We start from the raw sequence: 18,274 nt of genomic DNA, 5'->3' as shown, positions 1-18,274 counted from the left end.
CGCACGCGTTCAGCGTGTGGATCGCTTATTGGTCGGCAGTCGGGTCGTCGATCGCCGTGCGCAGCGCGTGCAATGCTTCGACGAGTGCCGACGCGAACGGCGGATGTGCGGCGATGCCCGCCGCGTCGAGCTGGCTGCCGAGGATCGGCAGCGCGATCGATGCGGGCTCGACGATGCGCGCCGACATCACCGACAGCGTTTCGCGCAGCGCCGCGTCCGCATGCGTCGCGCGCGGCGACGCGTTCAATACCGCGACCGGCTTGTCCACGACGGCCTCGCATCCCACGACCCAGTCCAGCGCGTTTTTCATCACGCCCGTCACACCGTGCGCGTATTCGGGGCTGGCGATCAGGATGCCGTCGGCCGCGTTCAGGCGGTCGATCAGATCGCGCACCGCGACGGGCGTCGGGTATTCGGCATCGGGATTGAACAGCGGGAATTCGCCGAGACGATCGAAGCGCGTGATGCGCATGCCGTGCGGTGCGACGCGCGCGGCTGCGTCGAGCAATGCGGCGTTGTACGACTGCGCGCGCAGGCTGCCGCATAGCGCGACGATGTCGATGCGGCGCTGGGAAGCGGTTCGGGTTTCGTTGGCCATCGCGGAACGTGGGTAGGTGGCTCGCGCGGCGGCGGCGCGCGGCTCCGGCGAATTATCGCATCGGTGCGTGAGCCACATGAGTCACGTGAGCCGCGTGAGCGACGAGCCACGCGTGGCCGCCGCTCCGCACGGGATGTCGTTCGTGTTCGCTGCGCCGCACATTCGCGTTCGCATATTCGGCGGCATCGACGCCGGTCATCCCGACCGCACGCGCGAATTCTCCGATTCCCCACCCATTCCCGAGCAACAGCCGCCGCGTATGCAGCGCACCGTGCACGTCGTCGGCGACGGTTTCGCCGAGATAACGCAGCGCGCGACCTTCGACATCGACGAAGCCATGCGCGTAATCCCGCGCGAGCGCCGTCCACAACTGCGCGGCGCCGACCGACTGGCGCGCACCGCTGATCAGACACAGGCCCGCGTCGAGCCCCCATCGATACAGCGTCGTCGCAAGGCCCTTGCGTTGGGCAGACCCGCGCAGCCGCGTATGCGGCGCGCGCAGGTAGTGGTCGGCGCGGCGCGGGAGTTCGGGAAGCCGGTTGAACACGGTATAGCCGGCGAGCTGGCGGGCCGCCGGATCCTCGACGTAAAGGAAGTATTCGCCGTCCGCTTCGCGGTGGCGGACGACCAGGCCCGAGCGGCCGAGCGCGACGGCCGGCAGTCCGTACAGGCGATGGCGCGGCTGATGCAGGCGGTCATAAAGGGTGTCGAGTTCGTCGTCGATGTCGTGTTGGGCGGCATGCTGTACGTCGATACGCATGGCAAAAGGCGCCCGTCTCGGGCGCATCGAGAAAGGGGTTCATGACAATGGGGAAATAGAAATGGAAGCGGCCCCCGGGCTCGGCGAAGCGAGCCGGGGCCGCGAATCAGCTGGGAATGTGCTGGAAACCGGCGGCGATCGCGGCGAGGCCCGCGATGCAGAGTGCGAACAGGATCAGGACTTTGTGGATCACGCCTCTTTCCTCATGAACGCGCGGCGCCGAACGGGCGGCATCGCGGAGACGGTGAGCGGCGGGCACGGCCCGCACGGCCGTCGTGCGGGACGACGGTCGGCGTCCGGGCGGCAGGCGCACGCGGACGGTCAGCACCATACGCGACGGGCAACGAGCGGGCAATCGGACTGGCGGAGAAAAGCGATGAAACGCGACGAATCGCGGTGTTTCGCGACAATTGGCCGCATGGGGCGCGTTGAAACGTCCGGAGATCCACGCGAAAGCGCATCGTCAACCGGCAGCGCGCGTACGTGCAAACGTGTCGTTGCGGGGGCGAACGCCGCGACAGGTCGACATCCGCGCGGGGACAGGAGCGGCGTGGACGACCGCCCCGGTTGACGCGTCAGACCGCCAGCCGCCCGCCGAACGCGCGCCGGATTCGCGCGAACAACCCGTGTTGCGCGATCCACTCCGCATAAGCGCGATAGTCGGGATCGCGCATCAGGTGACGCTCTTCCGTCTTCGCGCGCGTGTAGTAGATCAGGTTGACCGCGACGAGCCCCGCGCAGTGCATGAGCCCGATCTGCCAGCCGAGCGGTTCGACGAACGGCACCGACACCATCCAGTACGACAGGTTCTTCGTGATGTACGCCGGATGCTTCGTGAAGCGGTACGGGCCCGACGTGATGATCCCGCGGTTGGTGAGGTTCGAGAACCGCAGCCCGAACGAGATCGTGCACAGCGCGTAGGTCAGCAGCAGCAGGATGATCGTCGTGCCCCAGATCACGCGCAGCGTCGGCGCCGACAGCAGCCAGTTGTCCCAGAACAGCGAGCCTTCGTAGCGGATGTAGTTGTTCGAGATCAGCGACCAGAACGGCTGGTAGCAGATCAGCGCGGCGACCCAGCCGAGCGTCGTCGGCTCGACGGTGCGCACGTGACTGTCGAGGATGCGGAACGTGCACAGGTAGCCGACGGTGCCGAACATCAGGTCCATCGTGAACGACAGGTCGTACATGAACACGAAGGTCGCGATCGTCATCGGCGCATGCATCGCGTTCGCGAGCGACGCGCTCAGGTGATCGGCATCCTTCGACAGGTAGACGGTCATCAGCGGCAGGAAGAACGCCTTCACGCCCCAGCCGGCCAGCATCTCGCGCACCGGCTTCCAGCTCGCGGGCCGCGCGCGGCGGAACAGGAAGCGGCCCCACAGCAGATACGCGTCGTCGGTCTCGCGTTGGTGGCGGTCCATCCACGCGAAGTAGAACGGCGCGGCGACGATCACGTACGGCGCGAGCGAGCGCAGCAGCGACCAGAACGGCAGGTAGAACGCGCCGTGGTATTCGGGCAGCAGCCAGTAGATCGCGCCGATACCTGCGTAGATCGACGTCAGCGCGCCGAGCCGCGTCGCCACGCGCGCGATGCCGAGCGGCCGGACGGCCTGCCGCGACAGCCCCGCGCTCGGGCGCAGGTAGACGCGCGAGATGAAGAGTTCGTGCAGCGCGATCGTGCCGATGATCGCGAGGCTCGCGATGACCGCGCGCGTGGCCGCGTCGAGGGCCGGGTGGTCGCGCGTGACCCACAGCGCGAAGAGTCCGGCCGCGATGCCGAGCAGGCCGGCGCGCAACGGCGTGGCGGAACGGGGTGGGCGGTCCGGGGCAGCGACGATGCCGTCGAGCGTGGAGTTCATGATCGGATCCTCGTAGGGATGAGGGCCGGCGCCCCCGCTTGGCGGGTGACGCCGGCCGTCGGCCGGGCTGTTTATGGATGCGCGCCCGGCCATTGGCCTGTCGTTCTGATACGTGTTGCGTTGACGCTTACTTCTTGGTGACGCCGCCCAGCAGACCGCCGAGCAGGTTCGTCACCGGCGACAGCAGGTTGCCGGTGCCGCTTGCGGTGCCGCCGCTCGTGCCGCCGGTCAGGCCGGTCACCACGGAGCCGCTGCCGCCCGGCGTCGTCACGGTGCCCGTTGCGCCGCCAGGGCTGACCGTGCCGATGGCGCCGGCCGAGCCGGCCGGCGTGCCCAGCGCACCCGTGAGCGTGCCGACAGGGCCGCTCGTCAGCACGCCGCCGACCGTGCCGGACAGGTTGCCGCCCGGCGTCGTGACGGTGCCGGTGAGGCTCGCGCCGAGCGGCGTCAGCGAGTTGACGAGGTTGGTGACCGGCGCGAGCAGGCCGCCGACGCCTGCGCCGCTTGTCCCACTCGTCCCGCTGGTGCCGCCGGTGCCGCTCGAGCCGATGCTGCCGAGCGCACCCGTCACCGTGCCGAGCAGGCCGGTGATCGGCGCGAGGGGGCCGCCGCTGGTACCGCTCGTGCCGCCTGAGCCGCTCGAGCTGCCGCCGCCGCCGAGTGCGCCCGTCAGCGAACCGAGCACGCCCGTGATCGGCGCGAGCGGATTGGTGCCGCTGCTGGAGCTGCCGCTGGACAGCAGGCCGCCGGCCGATGTCACCGTGTTGCCGAGCTGGGACACGCTGCTGCCGGCGCTCGTGCCGACCGGATTGCCGGTTGCGCCGCCGACCTGCGAACCAGCGAGGCCGAGGCCGCTGCCGAGCGTGCTCAGCAAGCCGCTGAGCGGGGCGCCGAGCAGGGTCGCGTTGCCGAGCGTCTGCGTGACGCCCGGCGTCGTGACACCGCCGGTCAGCGTGTTCGTGATCGGGTTGATCACGCTGCCGAGCTGCGTCTCGAGTTGCTGCACCGGCGCGCTGTTCAGCGCCGTATTCAGCGCCGATGCGGTCGAGTTGACCGCGGTGCCGACCGTGTTGACGAGACTGCCGACGAGGGTCGTCGCCGGCGCGAGCGGCGACAGCGGACCGGTGCCGAGGCTCGTCACGGCATTGCCGAGGCTGTTGACCGCGCCGCCGGCGCCGGTCAGCAGGCCGGTGGTCGACGTGAGCGTCGGCCCGAGCGGGTTCGGCGACACGCCGATCGAACCGAGGCCGGCCGCGACGCCGTTGCCGAGCGATTGCACGCCGTTGCCGAGGCTGCTGACCGCGTTGCCGACGCTGTTGACCGTCGTCGCGTTCGTGCCGGGAATCTGCACGCCGCCGATCTGACTGCCGCCGTTCACGACCGTCGTGCCGAGCGCCGTCACGAGGTTGCCGGATTGCTGAAGGACATTGCCGAGGGGGGTGACGCTGGTGCCGGAGGTGCCGGACGTACCCGAGGTGCCGGAAGTGCCCGACGTGCCGGAAGTGCCCGACGTGCCGGAAGTGCCGGAAGTGCCGGAAGTGCCGGAAGTGCCGGAAGTGCCGGAAGTGCCGGAAGTGCCGGAAGTGCCGGAAGTGCCGGAAGTGCCGGACGTACCCGAAGTGCCGGAAGTGCCCGAAGTACCCGAAGTACCCGAAGTACCCGAAGTACCCGAAGTACCCGAAGTACCCGAAGTACCCGAAGTACCCGAAGTACCCGAAGTACCCGAAGTGCCCGAAGTGCCCGAAGTGCCCGAAGTGCCCGAAGTGCCGGACGTACCCGAGGTGCCGGAAGTGCCTGACGTGCCGGAAGTACCCGACGTACCGGAGGTGCCCGAGGTGCCGGAAGTACCCGAGGTGCCCGAGGTGCCGGAAGTACCCGAGGTGCCCGAGGTACCCGACGTACCGGAAGTACCCGACGTGCCAGAAGTACCCGACGTACCGGAAGTACCCGACGTACCGGAAGTACCCGACGACCCCGAACTACCGCCGCCCGACGTCCCCGACGAACCGCCGCCCGACGTCCCCGACGAACCGCCGCCCGACGTCCCGGAAGTCCCCGACGTGCCGCTTGTCCCGGACGTGCTCGGCTTGATGGTCGGCGTCGTCGGCCCATCGACCGAGCCGCAGCCGTACAGCGCGAGCAGTGACGAGACGGCCATCGTTACCGTCGTCTTCTTGATGAGAATGTGCATGTTGGCCTCGACATTGGAAGTGTGTCCCAGCCTTCACTGCAAATTCCGCGCCACGGCGTGTTTCGCGAAACGGTGTCGCGATTTGTTGCGGGAATCGGGGCTATCGATGCGATTTAAACGGAGGAATGGCGGTTTCGCGCGACAGGCGCGCGTGATCCCCGAACGTCGCGGCTGCGATGTTCCCGTAAGGCGCCGTAACGCGCGACGGGATGTTACGTAGCGTTCGACCGCACGTGACGCGCACGGCCGGGAACCGAGGCCCGCATCTTTGACGAAACGCGTCGTCCCGCCGAACATGACGCGAAACCCCCCGGCCGCCGGCGGCGGCGCAGCGGCCACGACTCCAGACCACGAGGACACCGACATGAGCGAACAGGACAGGGAATACGGCAAGGCGCGGCGCATCGACGTGATGGGCGAGGCGTTCGTCGAGCGCGCGATGAGCGATCTCGACGGATTCTCGCGCCCGCTGCAGGACTGGCTGAACGAGCATGCGTGGGGCAGCACGTGGCAGCGGGGCGGGATCGACCTGAAGACGCGCAGCCTGTGCACGTGCGCGATGCTGGCGGCGCTCGGCCGCAGCACGGAACTGAAGGGGCACATTCGCGGCGCGCTCAACAACGGCGCGAGCCTCGTCGAGATCCGCGAGGTATTGCTGCACAGCGCGCTGTATGCCGGCGCGCCGGCCGCGGTCGAGGCGTTTCGCAGCGCGCGCGAGGTGCTGTCGGAGCGCGGGTTGTCGCTACCCGACGACGAAGCCTGATTCCGTCGCGGCGTCGGCTGCCCGCCACGGAATCGGGCTGCGCTTCGCCGCCGCGATCTACGCGATGCGCACGGGCTGCGCCGCCACGTCGACTGGCGCGGCGGCGACTTCGAGGAGCCAGTCGGCCGTCGCTTCGGGCATCGTGACCGGCAGCATGTGCCCGCCCTCGACCACCTTCAGCCGCACGCGCGCCGATTTCTTCGCGAGCGCATCGCCGTGCTCGCGCCAGTTCAGGATCGGATCGGCGTGGCCGTACAGCACGTCGACCGGCAGCGCGAGCTCCGCGTAGCGGCGCGCCATCGCAGGCAGGTCGACGGGCGCCGACAGCAGGTCCGTCGCCGTCGCGTAGAACACGTGCGGGCGCATCCCGAGCAGGCCGCCGCCCTTGGTGGGGAAGTCGCGCGGCACGTCCTCCGGCGCGAACACCTGGCGCACGGCCTGGCGGCCCGTCAGGATGGTCAGCGGGATCGCGAAGGTCCACGACACGAAACGGCGCACGAGCGGCGACGGCAGCATCAGCGGCTTGAACGGCGCGGGCGGCTCGGTCTGCTCGTGCGACAGCGGCGCGATCAGCGCGAGCCGGCTCACGCGGTCCGCATGGTTGAGGCCGACCGCGAGCGCGATCGCGCCGCCGAGCGAGTGGCCGACCAGCACGGGCTTGTCGAGCTGCAGCGCGTCGATGAACGCGGCGACCGTGCGGGCCTGCGCGAACACGTTCGCCTGCGAGGCCGCGCCGCGCAGCGAGCGGCCGGCGCCCGGGCGGTCGATCAGGATCACGCGATGCTGCTGCGCGAGCCGCGTGAGCGGCAGGTACGCGAAATTGCGCCATTGCCCCGCGAGCCCGTGGACGAACACGATCGGCGGGCCGTTGCCGTATTCGACGTAGTGGATACGATCGCCGTCGATGTCGACGAAGCGGCCTTCGGGCGGAAACGCGCGCGTCACGCGACGGGCCACGTAGCCGGAAAACAGCGCGAGCGCGGCGAGTACCGCGACGACGCCGAGCAGCACGTTCTGGATCAGATGGAGCGTAGGAGTCATGTCGGCCTCAGCGGGTGTCGAGTGCGGGTTCGGCTGCCGGCGCGGCGGCGGCCGGGCCGGTTTTTGCGCGGCGTTCGAAATGCATCGCGGAATCGGCGAGCGCGCTGAACTTCAGCGACGCGAGATCGAGCACGTAATTCTGATGAAATTTCCACGGCTTGCGGTGCCCCTGTTTCGGCAGGATGCCGGCCGCGCGCTGGATGTAGCCCGAGCTCAGGTTGACGGCCGGCACGTCGCCGAGATCGCCCGCGCCGAGCCGCGGCACGCACGTGTCGTAGCCGTTCGCGTGCATGTGGTTGAGCAGCCGGCACACGTAGCGTGCGATCAGCTCGGCCTTCAGCGTCCACGACGCATTCGTGTAGCCGAACGACGACGCGAGGTTCGGCACGTCGCTGTACATCATCCCCTTGTACGACACCGTCTCCGGCAAATCGACCGCGCGGCCGTCGACCGTCACGCGCGCGCCGCCGAGCATCTTCACCTTCAGCCCGGTCGCGGTGACGATCACGTCCGCGTCGAGCTGCTGGCCGCTCTTCAGCTGGAGGCCGGTCGGCGTGAAGCGTTCGATCTCGTCGGTGACGATCGATGCGCGGCCCGCGCGGATCGCCTTGAACAGGTCGCCGTTCGGCACGAGGCACACGCGCTGGTCCCACGGCATGTAGCGCGGCGTCAGGTGCTTCGCGACGTCGAAGTCGGGGCCGAGCTGCCGGCTGGCCGCGCGGATGATGAATTGCTTCGTCCGGTCGGGCTTGCGGCGCGACACGTTGTACAGGTACATCGTCAGCAGCACGTTCTTCACGCGCACGAGCCGGTGCGCGAGCCGCGACGGCAGCACGCGGCGCAGCGCGTTCGCGATCTTGTCGCGCGCGGGCAGCGACACGATGTAGGTCGGCGAACGCTGCAGCATCGTCACGTGCCGCGCGTCGGCCGCCATCGACGGCACCAGCGTGACGGCCGTCGCGCCGCTGCCGATCACGACCACGCGCCGGTTCGCGTACGACAGGTCCTTCGGCCAGTGCTGCGGATGCACGAGCTTGCCCTCGAACGTGTCCATGCCTCGCCAGTCGGGCAGGTAGCCGGCATCGTAATCGTAGTAGCCGCTGCACATGAACAGGAAGCGGCAGGTGTAGACCAGCGTGTCGGTCGCGCCGTCCCGCGTGCGCTCGACGCGGACCGTCCAGCGCGCGCGGTTCGAATCCCAGTCGGCCGCGACGACCTTCCGGCCGTAGCGGATCGTCTTGTCGATGCCGTAGGTGCGCGCGGTGTCGCGGATGTAGTCGAGGATCGTCTGGCCGTCGGAGATCGCCTTGTCGCTGTGCCACGGCCGGAAGCTGTAGCCGAGCGTGAACATGTCGGAATCCGAACGAACGCCCGGATAGCGGAACAGGTCCCAGGTGCCGCCGATCGCGTCGCGCGCCTCGACGATCGCCACGCTCGCATGCGGGCAGCGCTGCTTCAGGTGATACGCGGCGCCGATGCCGGACAGGCCGGCGCCGACGATCAGCACGTCGAGGTCGCGAAGGTCGCGATCGTCGCGGTTATCGCCACTGTCGCGGCGGGCGTCGGAGGCGGGCGGCGCGTCCCGCCGGTCGGTCGTCGTCGAGATCATGCGGGGTCCTGGGTCGGCGTGGTCGGGCGCGCGGCCGGCGCGTGCGCGCGTTCGAGGTTGCGTGCGCGGGCGCGGCGCACGTGGCGCAGCATCAGCCACTGGTAACCGGCGCCGAGCAGCCGCGCGATCCGGTCGAGCCGGCGCGCGTCGGCGCCGACCAGCACGCGGCGCGCATTGCGCTCGACGCCCGCGAGGATCTGCCGCGCGGCCTCGTCGGCCGTCGTCGTGTTGATCAGGCGGTTCGCCTGACGGCGATGGGTCGCTTCGTCCTGCCCCGTCAGCGCGTGGATGCTGGTGTCGACGCGGCCCGCATCGACGATGTTCGTCGCGACGCCGCCCGGATGCACGCAGGTCGCGCTCACCGGCGCGCCGTCGAGTTCGAGTTCCATCCGCAGCGCCTCGGTGAAGCCGCGCACCGCGAACTTGGTCGCGTTGTACGCGCTTTGCGTCGGCATCGCGACGAGCCCGAACAGGCTCGACGTGTTCACCACGTGGCCGTCGCCCGACGCGCGCAGATGCGGCAGGAACGCCTGCGTGCCGTGCACGACACCCCAGAAGTTGATGCCGACGATCCATTCGAGATCGGCGAGACGCGCGGTTTCGGCGCTGGCGGCCAGCGACACGCCCGCATTGTTGAAGATCAGGTTGATCTTGCCGTGCTCGGCGCGCACGAAATCGGCCCACGCGAACACCGCATCGCGATCGGCGACGTCGAGCCGCCGCGTGCTCACGCGCACGCCGTGCCGTGCGCAGGCGGCTGCCGTGCCGGCGAGCCCGACGTCGTTGACGTCGGCGAGCGCGACCTCGCAGCCGCGCCGCGCAAGCTCGACCGCGAGGCTGCGGCCCATGCCCGAACCGGCGCCCGTGATCGCGGCGACCTTGCCGGAAAACCCCTTCATTCGTCGTCCTCCCGTTCCGCTTGCGCCGCACCGGCGGCGCATCTATTGTGGTGTTGATCGTCACCACTTTAGTTTTCGGGTGTCCTGATGTCAAATAGCGGAATGGAGAAAGCACTCGAAACGGAAAAAAAGGGCCGGTCGTATGGCGGCGTGGCACCCGAGGTGCGGGCCGCCGAGCGGCGCGACGCGTTGATCCGCGCGGCGACGCGCGTGTTCGGCACGGTGGGTTTTCGCAAGGCGACCGTGCGGTCGATCTGCCAGGAAGCGAAGCTCAACGATCGCTATTTCTATGCGGCCTTCGACAGCACCGAGGATCTGTTGCGCTGCACCTACCTGCATCACGCGCAACAACTGCATGACGCGGTCGCGCACGCGGTCGCCGCGCGCGGCGGCGATCTGCGGGAGCGCGTCGACGCGGGGCTCGCGGCGTTCTTCGCGTTTTTGCGCGACCCGTGCGCGGCGCGCGTGCTGCTGCTCGAGGTGATGGGCGTGAGCGCGGATACCGACATGACGTATCAGCGCATGCTGATCGACTTCGGCAAGCTGATCATGGCGATTGGCGCGCCGCGCGAGGCTGCGACGCCTGCCGAGCGCACCGAGCAGCGGCTGATCGGGCTCGCGCTGGTGGGCGCGATGACGAACGTCGGCGCGGCGTGGCTGCTGACCGACTATCGCGATCCGGAGGCGCAGGTGGTGGCCAGTTGCCGGAAGGTGCTGCTGGGGACGTTGCAGGCGCGCGACTAGGGACGCGCGGGAAAACGGGGCTCATTGGCCGGATGAGACCAAATTCGGACTATAATCAGTCTTGTTATGGACTGGCACAGGACGTGTTCCATGAAATTCTCTACCCAGGTCAAGCCCATCAGCTATCTCAAGAGCCACGCCGCCGATATCGTCAGGGACATCTCGGAAAGCCGCGAGCCGATGCTGATTACCCAGAACGGAGAGGCGAAGCTCGTTGTCATGGACGTCAAGTCGTATGAGGAGCATGAAGAGACGCTTGCGCTTCTTCGGCTGCTTGCACTCGGCAATCGGGAGATCGAGCAGGGCCACTTCCGTCCAGTCGAGGATGTCTTTGCGGACCTCGACAAGGACGACGATCAATGACACTGCGGGTTGTCGCTCTTCGTTCGGCGGAAGAAGATCTGAGGAGGTTGAAGCGCTATCTCGTATCGAATTTCGGTTCGGCTACCTGGCAAACGAGCTACCGGCAGATCAAGGACGCCATTGCATCGATTCGCGCTTTTCCGAATCACGGCAGGATTCCTGATGAACTCGCGAATATCAGCCTCGGTCAGTATCGCGAAGTCATTGCCGGAATGAACCGCATCATTTATGACGTGCGAGGCGACACCATTCACGTGCATATCGTTTGCGATACGCGCAGGGATCTGAAGTCCTTGCTGATGAGGCGGCTTGTGGTCGCTCATTGAGCGCGATCGCCATTCTTCCTCGTTTCACGATCCCGCCCTCCGTGGTTTCGAACTTGCGCGCCGGATAATCGGTGCCGCCGCCGCCACCCCGATCCTCGCCTTCATCGCCTCGATGAACGCCCGCACCTTCGGCGAAGGCAGCCGCGTCGACGGATACACCGCATGGATCCCGGCCGGCGCCGTATGCCAGCCCGGCAGCAGCCGCACGAGCCGGCCGGCCGCGACGTCGTCCGCGGTCGAGAAATCCGTCAGCAATCCGAAGCCGCCGCCCGCGAGTACGATCGCGCGGCACGCGGTCGCGGTGTTCGACACGACCGGCGCGACGCAGCGCACCGACGCGCGGCCGCCGCGCACGTTATCGAGTTCGAGCGTATGCGGGCGCGGCAGCGACGACAGCATCACGAACGGCAGCGCGGCGAGCGCATCGGGATCGCGCGGCAGCCCGTGTCGCGCGACGAACGCCGGGCTCGCGACCAGCCATTTCTCGTACGTGCCGAGCTGCACCGCGCGATAGTTGGAATCGGCGAGGCGGCCGATGCGGATCGCGACGTCGAGGTTGTCCGCGACGAGATCGACGACGCGGTCGTTCGCGACGAGTTCGACGGCGAGCGCCGGATGCCGGTCGCGCAGCGCGACGACGGCCGGCGCGACGATCAGTGCGCCATAGTCGATCGGCACGCTCACGCGCAGCGTGCCGCGCAGCGGCCCCGCGTCGGACGACACCGCGTCGAGCGCGGCTTCGGTCGCGCGCACGATGTCGCGGCACGCGTCGTAGAACACGCGTCCGGCGTCGGTCACGCTCAGCCGCCGCGTCGTGCGCACCAGCAGGTTCGCGCCGATCTCGGATTCGAGGCGCTGCATGTGCGTGCTGACGACCGTCTTCGCCAGGCCGAGCCGCTCGGCCGCGGCCGTCAGCGAGCCGGCGTCGACCACCGCGACGAAGATCGCCAGCCGGTTCAGGTTCACGTCGCGCAGATCGGCCATCGTCGATTGTCCTATGGAAGAGGATGATGTTTCCGTGATTATCCGTCTTCTGGCGACGAACGGCGAGCGCTACGCTGGAGCCGTTCGTCGCCGATCCCCGGCGGCGCGAGATTCCGGAGTGTTTCCATGTCTGCCGCCAGCAAGCCCGCTTCGCCCATTCGCGTCTATTCGTTCCTGCTGTCCGGGCACGCGCACCGCGTCCGGTTGTTCCTGTCGCTGCTCGGTTTGCCGTCGAAGACCATCGACGTCGATCTCGCGGCCGGCGCGCAGCGCGAACCGGCGTTTCTCGCGTTGAATCCGCTCGGGCAGGTGCCGGTGATCGACGACGGCGGCACCGTGATCGCCGATTCGAACGCGATCCTCGTGTACCTCGCGAAGCGGTACGGCGATGCGCACTGGCTGCCGGACGACCCGGTCGGCGCGGCCGTCGTGCAGCGCTGGCTGTCGTACGCGGCCGGCCCGATCGCATCGGGCCCCGCGGCCGCGCGGCTCGTGACCGTGTTCGGCGCGCAGCTCGACCCGGAAGCGGCCAAGCGCACGGCCGCGAAGGTGCTCGACGTGATCGATCGCGAACTGGCCGGCAAGCCGTTCGCGGCCGGCGCGCAGCCGACCATCGCGGACATCGCCGCGTACACGTACATCGCGCACGCGCCGGAAGGCGGCGTGTCGCTCGAACCGTATCCGCACGTGCGTGCTTGGCTGGCCCGTATCGAGGCGTTGCCGGGCTTCGTCGCGATGCCGACGACGCGCGCGGGCCTGCTCGCCGCTTGACGCTCACTGCCGCCGCGCTTGTTCAGGAGAGAACGCGATGAATGCGCCGACCGCCGTCGTACCGGGCTGGGAACTCGATACCGCGCCGTTTCACGCGGGCGAGCTTGCCGTGCAGCAGCGCGCAGGCGTGACGGACGCGGCGGGCGCGGCCGGCCGGCGCGGGATCCGGCGCTTCATGCCGGACCAGCACCGGACGTTTTTCGCGCAACTGCCGTTCTTCGTGCTCGGCGGCGTCGATGCAAGCGGCCAGCCGTGGGCGACGCTGCGGGCCGGTGCGCCGGGTTTCGTCACGTCGCCGGACGCCCGCACGCTGCGCATCGCGGCGCGCGCGCTGCCGGGCGATCCGCTGGCCGGCGCGTGGCAGGCGGGCGCACCGCTCGGCGGGCTCGGGATCGAATTCGATACGCGGCGGCGCAATCGCGTGAACGGCGTCGTGCGCGCGGTCGACGGCGATGCGCTGACGATCGCGGTCGAGCAGAGCTTCGGCAATTGTGCGAAGTACATTCAGGGCCGCAAGCCGACTTTCGTCGCGCGGGACGTCGGGGCGTCCGTCGCGCCGGACGTATCGGATGCGCTGAGCGACGCGGACCGCGCGCTGCTCGCGCAGGCCGATACGTTCTTCGTCGCGAGTGCGAACACGTCGGCGGAGGCGGGCGCGGCGCGCGGCGCGGACGTGTCGCATCGCGGCGGGATGCCTGGCTTCGTGCGCGTCGACGATGCGCGCACGCTGACGACGCCCGATTTCAGCGGCAACCGGTTCTTCAATACGCTGGGCAACTTGCGGCACGATCCGCGAGCGGGGCTGCTGTTCGTCGATTTCGACACCGGCGATGTGCTGTATGTCGCCGCGCACGCGGAGATCGTGTGGGACGGGCCGGTCGTCGCATCGTTCGACGGCGCGCAGCGCGTCGTGCGTTTCCACGTGCGGGAAGTGCGGCGCATGCGGGCGGTGCTGCCGTTCCGGTGGTCGGCGGTCGAGCGTGCGCCGCAGTTCGCGGCGATGGCGGCGGCGTCGAGTGGCGTGGCGGCAACGGCCGGATCTGCGCCGTCCGCGGCCGCGCCGGCATCGGCGCCCGCATGGCGGTCGCTGCGCATCGCGAAGATCGTCGACGAAGCGCGCGCGATCCGGTCGTTTCATTTCGAACCGGCGGACGGCGGGGCATTGCCGGCCTACGAAGCCGGTCAGCACCTGACGTTGCGCATCGCGCTGCCGGGCAGCGACGCGCCGACGATGCGCAGCTACACGCTGTCCGACGCGCCGGGCGGCGCACACTACCGGATCACCGTGAAGCGCGAAGGACGCGTATCGGCGTGGCTGCACGATCATGCGCAGGCCGGCATGACGCTCGACGCGCAGATGCCGCGCGGACGCTTCACGTTCGATCTCGCAAGCCCGCGCCCGGCCGTGCTCGTGTCGGCCGGCATCGGCATCACGCCGATGGTCGCGATGCTGCGCCGGGCACTGGCCGACGACACGCCGTCGCGTCGTGTCGTGTTCGTGCACGGCGCCCGCGAAGCGGCCGACCGGCCGTTCGCCGCGGAACTGGTGCGCATCGCGGCCACCGATGCACGCGTGTCGCTTCACTGGTTCGACAGTCATCCTCAAGAAGGCTCGGGTGCGCGGGCCGGTCGCATCGACATCGGGCAATTGAAGCGGGCCCTTTCATTCGACGATTACGATTTCTATCTGTGCGGGCCGTCGGCATTCATGCGCGACCTGTACGACGGGCTGCGCGCGCTGAACGTGCCGGACGAACGCATCCGGTTCGAGGCGTTCGGGCCGTCGAGCGTTTCGCGCAGTGCAACCCGGGCAACTGCCAAGCCTGCGACGGAAAGCGTGCCGGTCGTGTTCCGGCGCACGGCGCGCGAAGCCGCGTGGACGACCGCCGACGGCACGCTGCTCGAATTCGCGGAAGGGCAGCGCGTGGCCGTGCCGTTCGAATGCCGCTCCGGGTCGTGCGGCGCGTGCGCGACGCGCGTGCTGTCCGGCGCGGTCGACTACGCGCAAACGCCCGATGCGGCGATCGAACCCGGCTGCGCGCTGCTGTGCGTCGCACGGCCCGCAGAAGGGGCGACGGAGCCGCTCGTACTCGACCGCTGACGTGCGTGCGACATGCCGCCGCAGATGGCCTGCTGCGCGAAAAGCGCACGCAACTGCTGCTTTTTTCGAATGCCGTCCGGATCGACGATAGCGCCAACCGATTCGATAAAGGAGCCCATCATGAAACTGCTCGGCATGGTTCGCCTGGTCCTGTGGAGTTTTTTCGGCGTACGCAACAGCAAGGCGCACGCGAACGATCTCGCGAACGCCAACTTCACGCTGCTGCCGTTCGTGGCGCTCCTGCTTGCGCTGCTGGTCGGCGCGGTGATTTACGGCGTCGTGCATCTGGTCGTCGATCCGACCGTGACGATGCAGGGGTTTTGAGCGAGCGACTGATGAACCGGTAGCGGGGCCGCCATTCCCGCTCCGGTTCCAGGCCGCGTGACCGGCGCATGATGACGCCGGCCTCAGTGGCCGGCACGCACGAGGCGAATCGCGACCGCATCGTTGGCATCGCCGCCGTTATCGTGCCGCCCGCACCGTTCGTCCCCGTTCCCGCCTTCCCGTTCCCCGTTTCCCGTTTCCCGTTTCCCGTTTCCCGTTTCCCGTTTCCCGTTTCCCGTTCCGCCCGATTCCGCGGCTCTATGCCCCGCCCGGGGTAAAATGCGCGCCACGCCGCGATGTCGCGCGACGGACAGGCCGCCGTTCCGATGAACGGCCGGCCCGACTGCCCGCCGCCCGAACCGGGGCGTTCGAAGCGTCCCCCGCATGACACGACCACGCGACGCAGTCGGCCGCCCGACAGGCACCCGACGAACCCGTCGGCCGCTGCATCGGTTTGCGGCGCGTCATCCGAATCCGATGTCCCATCCTGCGTTGTCCCGACCGGCCGGCCCGCTTGCACGCCGCAGGGTCGGGTTCGTCCGATGAATATCGTGTCGACGGAACGCGTCCGGCGACGGGCGCGGCGGCGTTCGCTGACGCGCGCTTCGCAGCTTCCTAACGGGTTTCGGGTTTCGGGTTTCGACAGGTCGAATGGCGAGTTTTCCATCCAGAACAATGACGGTGAATAGAACAACAGCGGCACGCGCACGTCGGCGGCGCGCGAAGGTCGGGCTCGGTGTCGGTCTCGGCGTCACGCTTTTCGCGGCGCAGGCCGCAGCGGCTCAGGGCGACACACCTGCGTCAGGCGCCGATGCAACCGGCAGCGCGACGCTGCCCGCGATCACGGTGAGCGGCGAGCGCGGCCACGCGTTGCGCGCGCGCGAAGCGTCGGTCGCGGGGCTCGACGACGCGCCGCTGCGCGACACGCCGGCGTCGGTGAACGTCATCACGCGCGCGCTGATCGACGATCAGCAGGCGAAGCGGCTGAGCGACGTGGTGCGCAACGATGCGTCGGTCGTCAACGACTATGCGCCGGTCGGCTATTTCGAGGGCTTCGCGATCCGCGGCTTTCCGGTCGATCTCGCGAGCGCGATCCGGATCGACGGGCTGACGGTGTCCGGCGAGCAGAACGTGCCGCTGGAGAACAAGGAGCGCGTCGAGATCCTGAAGGGGCTCGCGGGCATCGACAGCGGCGTCGTCGCGCCGGGCGGCGTGTTCAACTTCGTGACCAAGCGCTCCGCGAACGTCGCGAGCGTGACGGGCGGCGTCGACAGCCGCGGCTCGACGTCGGCGGCCGTCGATCTCGGCCGCCGCTTCGGCCCGAACAATCAGTTCGGGTTCCGGATCAATGCGGCGAAGGAGAACATGCACTCGTATATCGACGGCACGAACGGACGACGCACGTTCGGCTCGATCGCCGCCGACTGGGACATCAGCCCCCGCGCGAGCCTGCAGCTGAACGCCGAATTCCAGCAGTGGATCCAGCGTTCCGCACCCGGCTACCAGTTGCTCGGCGGCACCGTCGTGCCGTCGGTGAAGACGACGTCGAAGGCGCTCGGCACGCAGCCGTGGGCGAAACCGGTGACGACAGATGCGCTGAACCTGAACGCGCGTTTCGACTACCAGTTCAACGACGACTGGAAGGCATACATCGCCGCGGGTCACAGCCGCACGATGATCGACGACAACAGCGCGTTCGCGTACGGCTGCTCGTACGCGGCGAGCTGCGCGGCCGGCGCGACGTCGCCGTTCTTCTTCGGCGCGAACGGCGACTACGACGTGTACGACTTCCGCAGCCCCGGCGAATACCGGCGCAACGACGATCTGCGCGCGGTCACGACCGGCAAGTTCGCGACGGGGCCGCTGCGGCACGAACTGACGCTCGGCGTGAGCGTGCAGCGCCGCGTCGTGCACATGGCCGACGCCGTGTACGACTATGTGGGCAGCGAGAATATCTACGGGCCGGACCTGACTTTCCCGTCGTCGCCGAATGCGCCGGGGCCGTCGTATCCGCGCCTCGATGCGTGGCAGTACGGCGTGTTCGGGCTCGACCGCATCAGTATCGGCGAACACTGGCAGGTGCTTGCGGGCGGCAAGGAAGTGCTGCTGCGACAGCGCAGCTGGAGCAGCCTCGACGGCGAGACGACGCATACCGACCGCTCGGTGTTTCTGCCGCAGGTCGCGCTCGTCTACAAGCCGGTGAACGTACTGTCGCTGTATGCGTCGTACAGCAAGGCGCTGTCGCTCGGCGACCAGGCGCCGGTGCGCGCGACCAACGCGTATGCGTTCCTGCCGCCCGTCGAATCGCACCAGATCGAGGTCGGCGCGAAATACGACTGGCTCGACCGGCTGAGCCTCACGGCCGCGGTGTTCTCGATCAGCAAGCCGTTCCAGTTCGCCGACCCTGACGCGTCGGGCAGGTCCTACACGTTCGTGCAGCGCGGCACGCAGCGGCACCAGGGGATCGAACTCGGCGCGGCCGGGCGCGTGACCGAGCGGCTGGGGCTGACGGCCAGCGTCGCGGCGATTCGCGCCCGGGCCTACGATTCGGGGTCGCCCGCCTACGAAGGGCACCAGATCATCAACGTGCCCGCGCTGCGCGCGTCGCTGTATGCGGACTACGCGGTGCCGGGCGTCGCGGGCCTGAACGTGCTCGGCGGTGTGGAATACAGCGCGGCGCGCAACGCGAACGAGGAAGGCACAGCGCGCGTGCCGTCGTGGTTCGTGTTCAATCTCGGCGCGCGTTATACGACGAAGATCGGCGGCCATCGTACGGTGTTGCGCGTGTCGGTGGACAATCTGTTCAACAAGTTCTACTGGCGCGACGCAGGCGAGCAGCAAGGCGATGCATACCTGTTCCCGGGTGCGCCGCGCACCGCGCGCATATCGTTGACCTATGATTTCTGACCGACCGGAACCGGCCGCGTGACGCGCGGCCCCG

At 68.8% G+C, this 18,274-nt stretch carries 17 protein-coding genes; 8 read left to right on the top strand and 9 right to left on the bottom strand.

All coding sequences use genetic code 11. The features are described 5' to 3' along the window. Positions 1 to 25: 25 nt before the first annotated feature. From HWX76_RS03715 to HWX76_RS03695, 5 genes are all read right to left on the bottom strand, one after another. The gene (locus HWX76_RS03715; protein ID WP_050014460.1) at positions 26 to 598 is read right to left on the bottom strand and encodes an NADPH-dependent FMN reductase; all 573 of its coding nucleotides are present in this window, start codon (positions 596 to 598) and stop codon (positions 26 to 28) included. Positions 599 to 650: 52 nt separating this feature from the next. Then, positions 651 to 1,358, bottom strand: a complete 708-nt coding sequence (locus HWX76_RS03710; RefSeq protein WP_176015502.1) for a histone acetyltransferase — start codon at positions 1,356 to 1,358, stop codon at positions 651 to 653. Positions 1,359 to 1,464: 106 nt separating this feature from the next. Then, on the bottom strand, positions 1,465 to 1,689 hold the full coding sequence (locus tag HWX76_RS03705; protein ID WP_176015501.1) for a hypothetical protein: 225 nt from the start codon (positions 1,687 to 1,689) through the stop codon (positions 1,465 to 1,467). A gap of 244 nt (positions 1,690 to 1,933) precedes the next feature. Next, positions 1,934 to 3,217, bottom strand: a complete 1,284-nt coding sequence (locus HWX76_RS03700; protein WP_050014463.1) for an isoprenylcysteine carboxylmethyltransferase family protein — start codon at positions 3,215 to 3,217, stop codon at positions 1,934 to 1,936. 127 nt (positions 3,218 to 3,344) lie between these two features. Next, on the bottom strand, positions 3,345 to 5,408 hold the full coding sequence (locus tag HWX76_RS03695) for a collagen-like triple helix repeat-containing protein (RefSeq protein ID WP_176015500.1): 2,064 nt from the start codon (positions 5,406 to 5,408) through the stop codon (positions 3,345 to 3,347). Between the two features lie 364 nt (positions 5,409 to 5,772). Here HWX76_RS03695 and HWX76_RS03690 point away from each other — a divergent pair, with 364 nt between their 5' ends. Next, on the top strand, positions 5,773 to 6,171 hold the full coding sequence (locus tag HWX76_RS03690; RefSeq protein WP_050014467.1) for a carboxymuconolactone decarboxylase family protein: 399 nt from the start codon (positions 5,773 to 5,775) through the stop codon (positions 6,169 to 6,171). Between the two features lie 57 nt (positions 6,172 to 6,228). On the opposite strand, the gene HWX76_RS03685 is transcribed toward HWX76_RS03690, so the two are convergent. From HWX76_RS03685 to HWX76_RS03675, 3 genes are read right to left on the bottom strand one after another with little or no spacing between them, the layout of a single operon-like run. Continuing rightward, a complete protein-coding gene (locus tag HWX76_RS03685) occupies positions 6,229 to 7,212 on the bottom strand; it encodes an alpha/beta hydrolase (protein ID WP_176015499.1) in 984 nt (327 codons plus the stop codon). Between the two features lie 7 nt (positions 7,213 to 7,219). Further along, the gene (locus HWX76_RS03680) at positions 7,220 to 8,821 is read right to left on the bottom strand and encodes an NAD(P)/FAD-dependent oxidoreductase (protein ID WP_176015498.1); all 1,602 of its coding nucleotides are present in this window, start codon (positions 8,819 to 8,821) and stop codon (positions 7,220 to 7,222) included. After that, the gene (locus HWX76_RS03675; protein WP_176015497.1) at positions 8,818 to 9,720 is read right to left on the bottom strand and encodes an SDR family NAD(P)-dependent oxidoreductase; all 903 of its coding nucleotides are present in this window, start codon (positions 9,718 to 9,720) and stop codon (positions 8,818 to 8,820) included. Before HWX76_RS03675 ends, HWX76_RS03680 begins: the two co-directional genes overlap by 4 nt. Positions 9,721 to 9,807: 87 nt before the next feature. Here HWX76_RS03675 and HWX76_RS03670 point away from each other — a divergent pair, with 87 nt between their 5' ends. From HWX76_RS03670 to HWX76_RS03660, 3 genes are all read left to right on the top strand, one after another. After that, positions 9,808 to 10,464 carry a TetR/AcrR family transcriptional regulator gene (locus HWX76_RS03670; protein ID WP_089489057.1) on the top strand — a complete coding sequence of 219 codons (657 nt, stop codon included), beginning with the start codon at positions 9,808 to 9,810 and terminating at the stop codon, positions 10,462 to 10,464. Between the two features lie 90 nt (positions 10,465 to 10,554). Continuing rightward, positions 10,555 to 10,827, top strand: a complete 273-nt coding sequence (locus HWX76_RS03665; RefSeq protein WP_050014516.1) for a type II toxin-antitoxin system Phd/YefM family antitoxin — start codon at positions 10,555 to 10,557, stop codon at positions 10,825 to 10,827. Continuing rightward, a complete protein-coding gene (locus HWX76_RS03660; protein WP_176015496.1) occupies positions 10,824 to 11,153 on the top strand; it encodes a type II toxin-antitoxin system RelE/ParE family toxin in 330 nt (109 codons plus the stop codon). Before HWX76_RS03665 ends, HWX76_RS03660 begins: the two co-directional genes overlap by 4 nt. A gap of 24 nt (positions 11,154 to 11,177) precedes the next feature. Here the strand turns inward: HWX76_RS03660 and HWX76_RS03655 are convergent, their stop codons facing one another. Continuing rightward, positions 11,178 to 12,137 (bottom strand): LysR family transcriptional regulator, encoded by a 960-nt coding sequence (locus tag HWX76_RS03655; protein WP_176015495.1) that lies wholly within the window; start codon positions 12,135 to 12,137, stop codon positions 11,178 to 11,180. 126 nt (positions 12,138 to 12,263) lie between these two features. Between HWX76_RS03655 and HWX76_RS03650 the strand changes: the two genes are divergently transcribed. From HWX76_RS03650 to HWX76_RS03635, 4 genes are all read left to right on the top strand, one after another. After that, positions 12,264 to 12,908: a glutathione S-transferase gene (locus tag HWX76_RS03650; protein ID WP_023475046.1), complete on the top strand. Its 645-nt coding sequence runs from the start codon at positions 12,264 to 12,266 to the stop codon at positions 12,906 to 12,908. A gap of 37 nt (positions 12,909 to 12,945) precedes the next feature. After that, positions 12,946 to 15,009 (top strand): pyridoxamine 5'-phosphate oxidase family protein, encoded by a 2,064-nt coding sequence (locus tag HWX76_RS03645; RefSeq protein WP_176015494.1) that lies wholly within the window; start codon positions 12,946 to 12,948, stop codon positions 15,007 to 15,009. A gap of 120 nt (positions 15,010 to 15,129) precedes the next feature. Next, complete coding sequence (locus tag HWX76_RS03640; protein WP_050014477.1) at positions 15,130 to 15,333, top strand: DUF2970 domain-containing protein; 204 nt, start codon at positions 15,130 to 15,132, stop codon at positions 15,331 to 15,333. Between the two features lie 675 nt (positions 15,334 to 16,008). Further along, entirely contained in the window at positions 16,009 to 18,240 is a 2,232-nt protein-coding gene (locus tag HWX76_RS03635) for a TonB-dependent siderophore receptor (protein ID WP_176015493.1), read from the top strand. The last annotated feature ends 34 nt before the right edge of the window (positions 18,241 to 18,274 follow it).

The sequence above is a fragment of the Burkholderia sp. BCC0398 genome, from assembly GCF_902833245.1.
In the GTDB taxonomy this organism is placed as follows: Bacteria; Pseudomonadota; Gammaproteobacteria; order Burkholderiales; family Burkholderiaceae; genus Burkholderia; species Burkholderia sola.
This window is presented reverse-complemented; position numbering and strand designations above follow the sequence as displayed.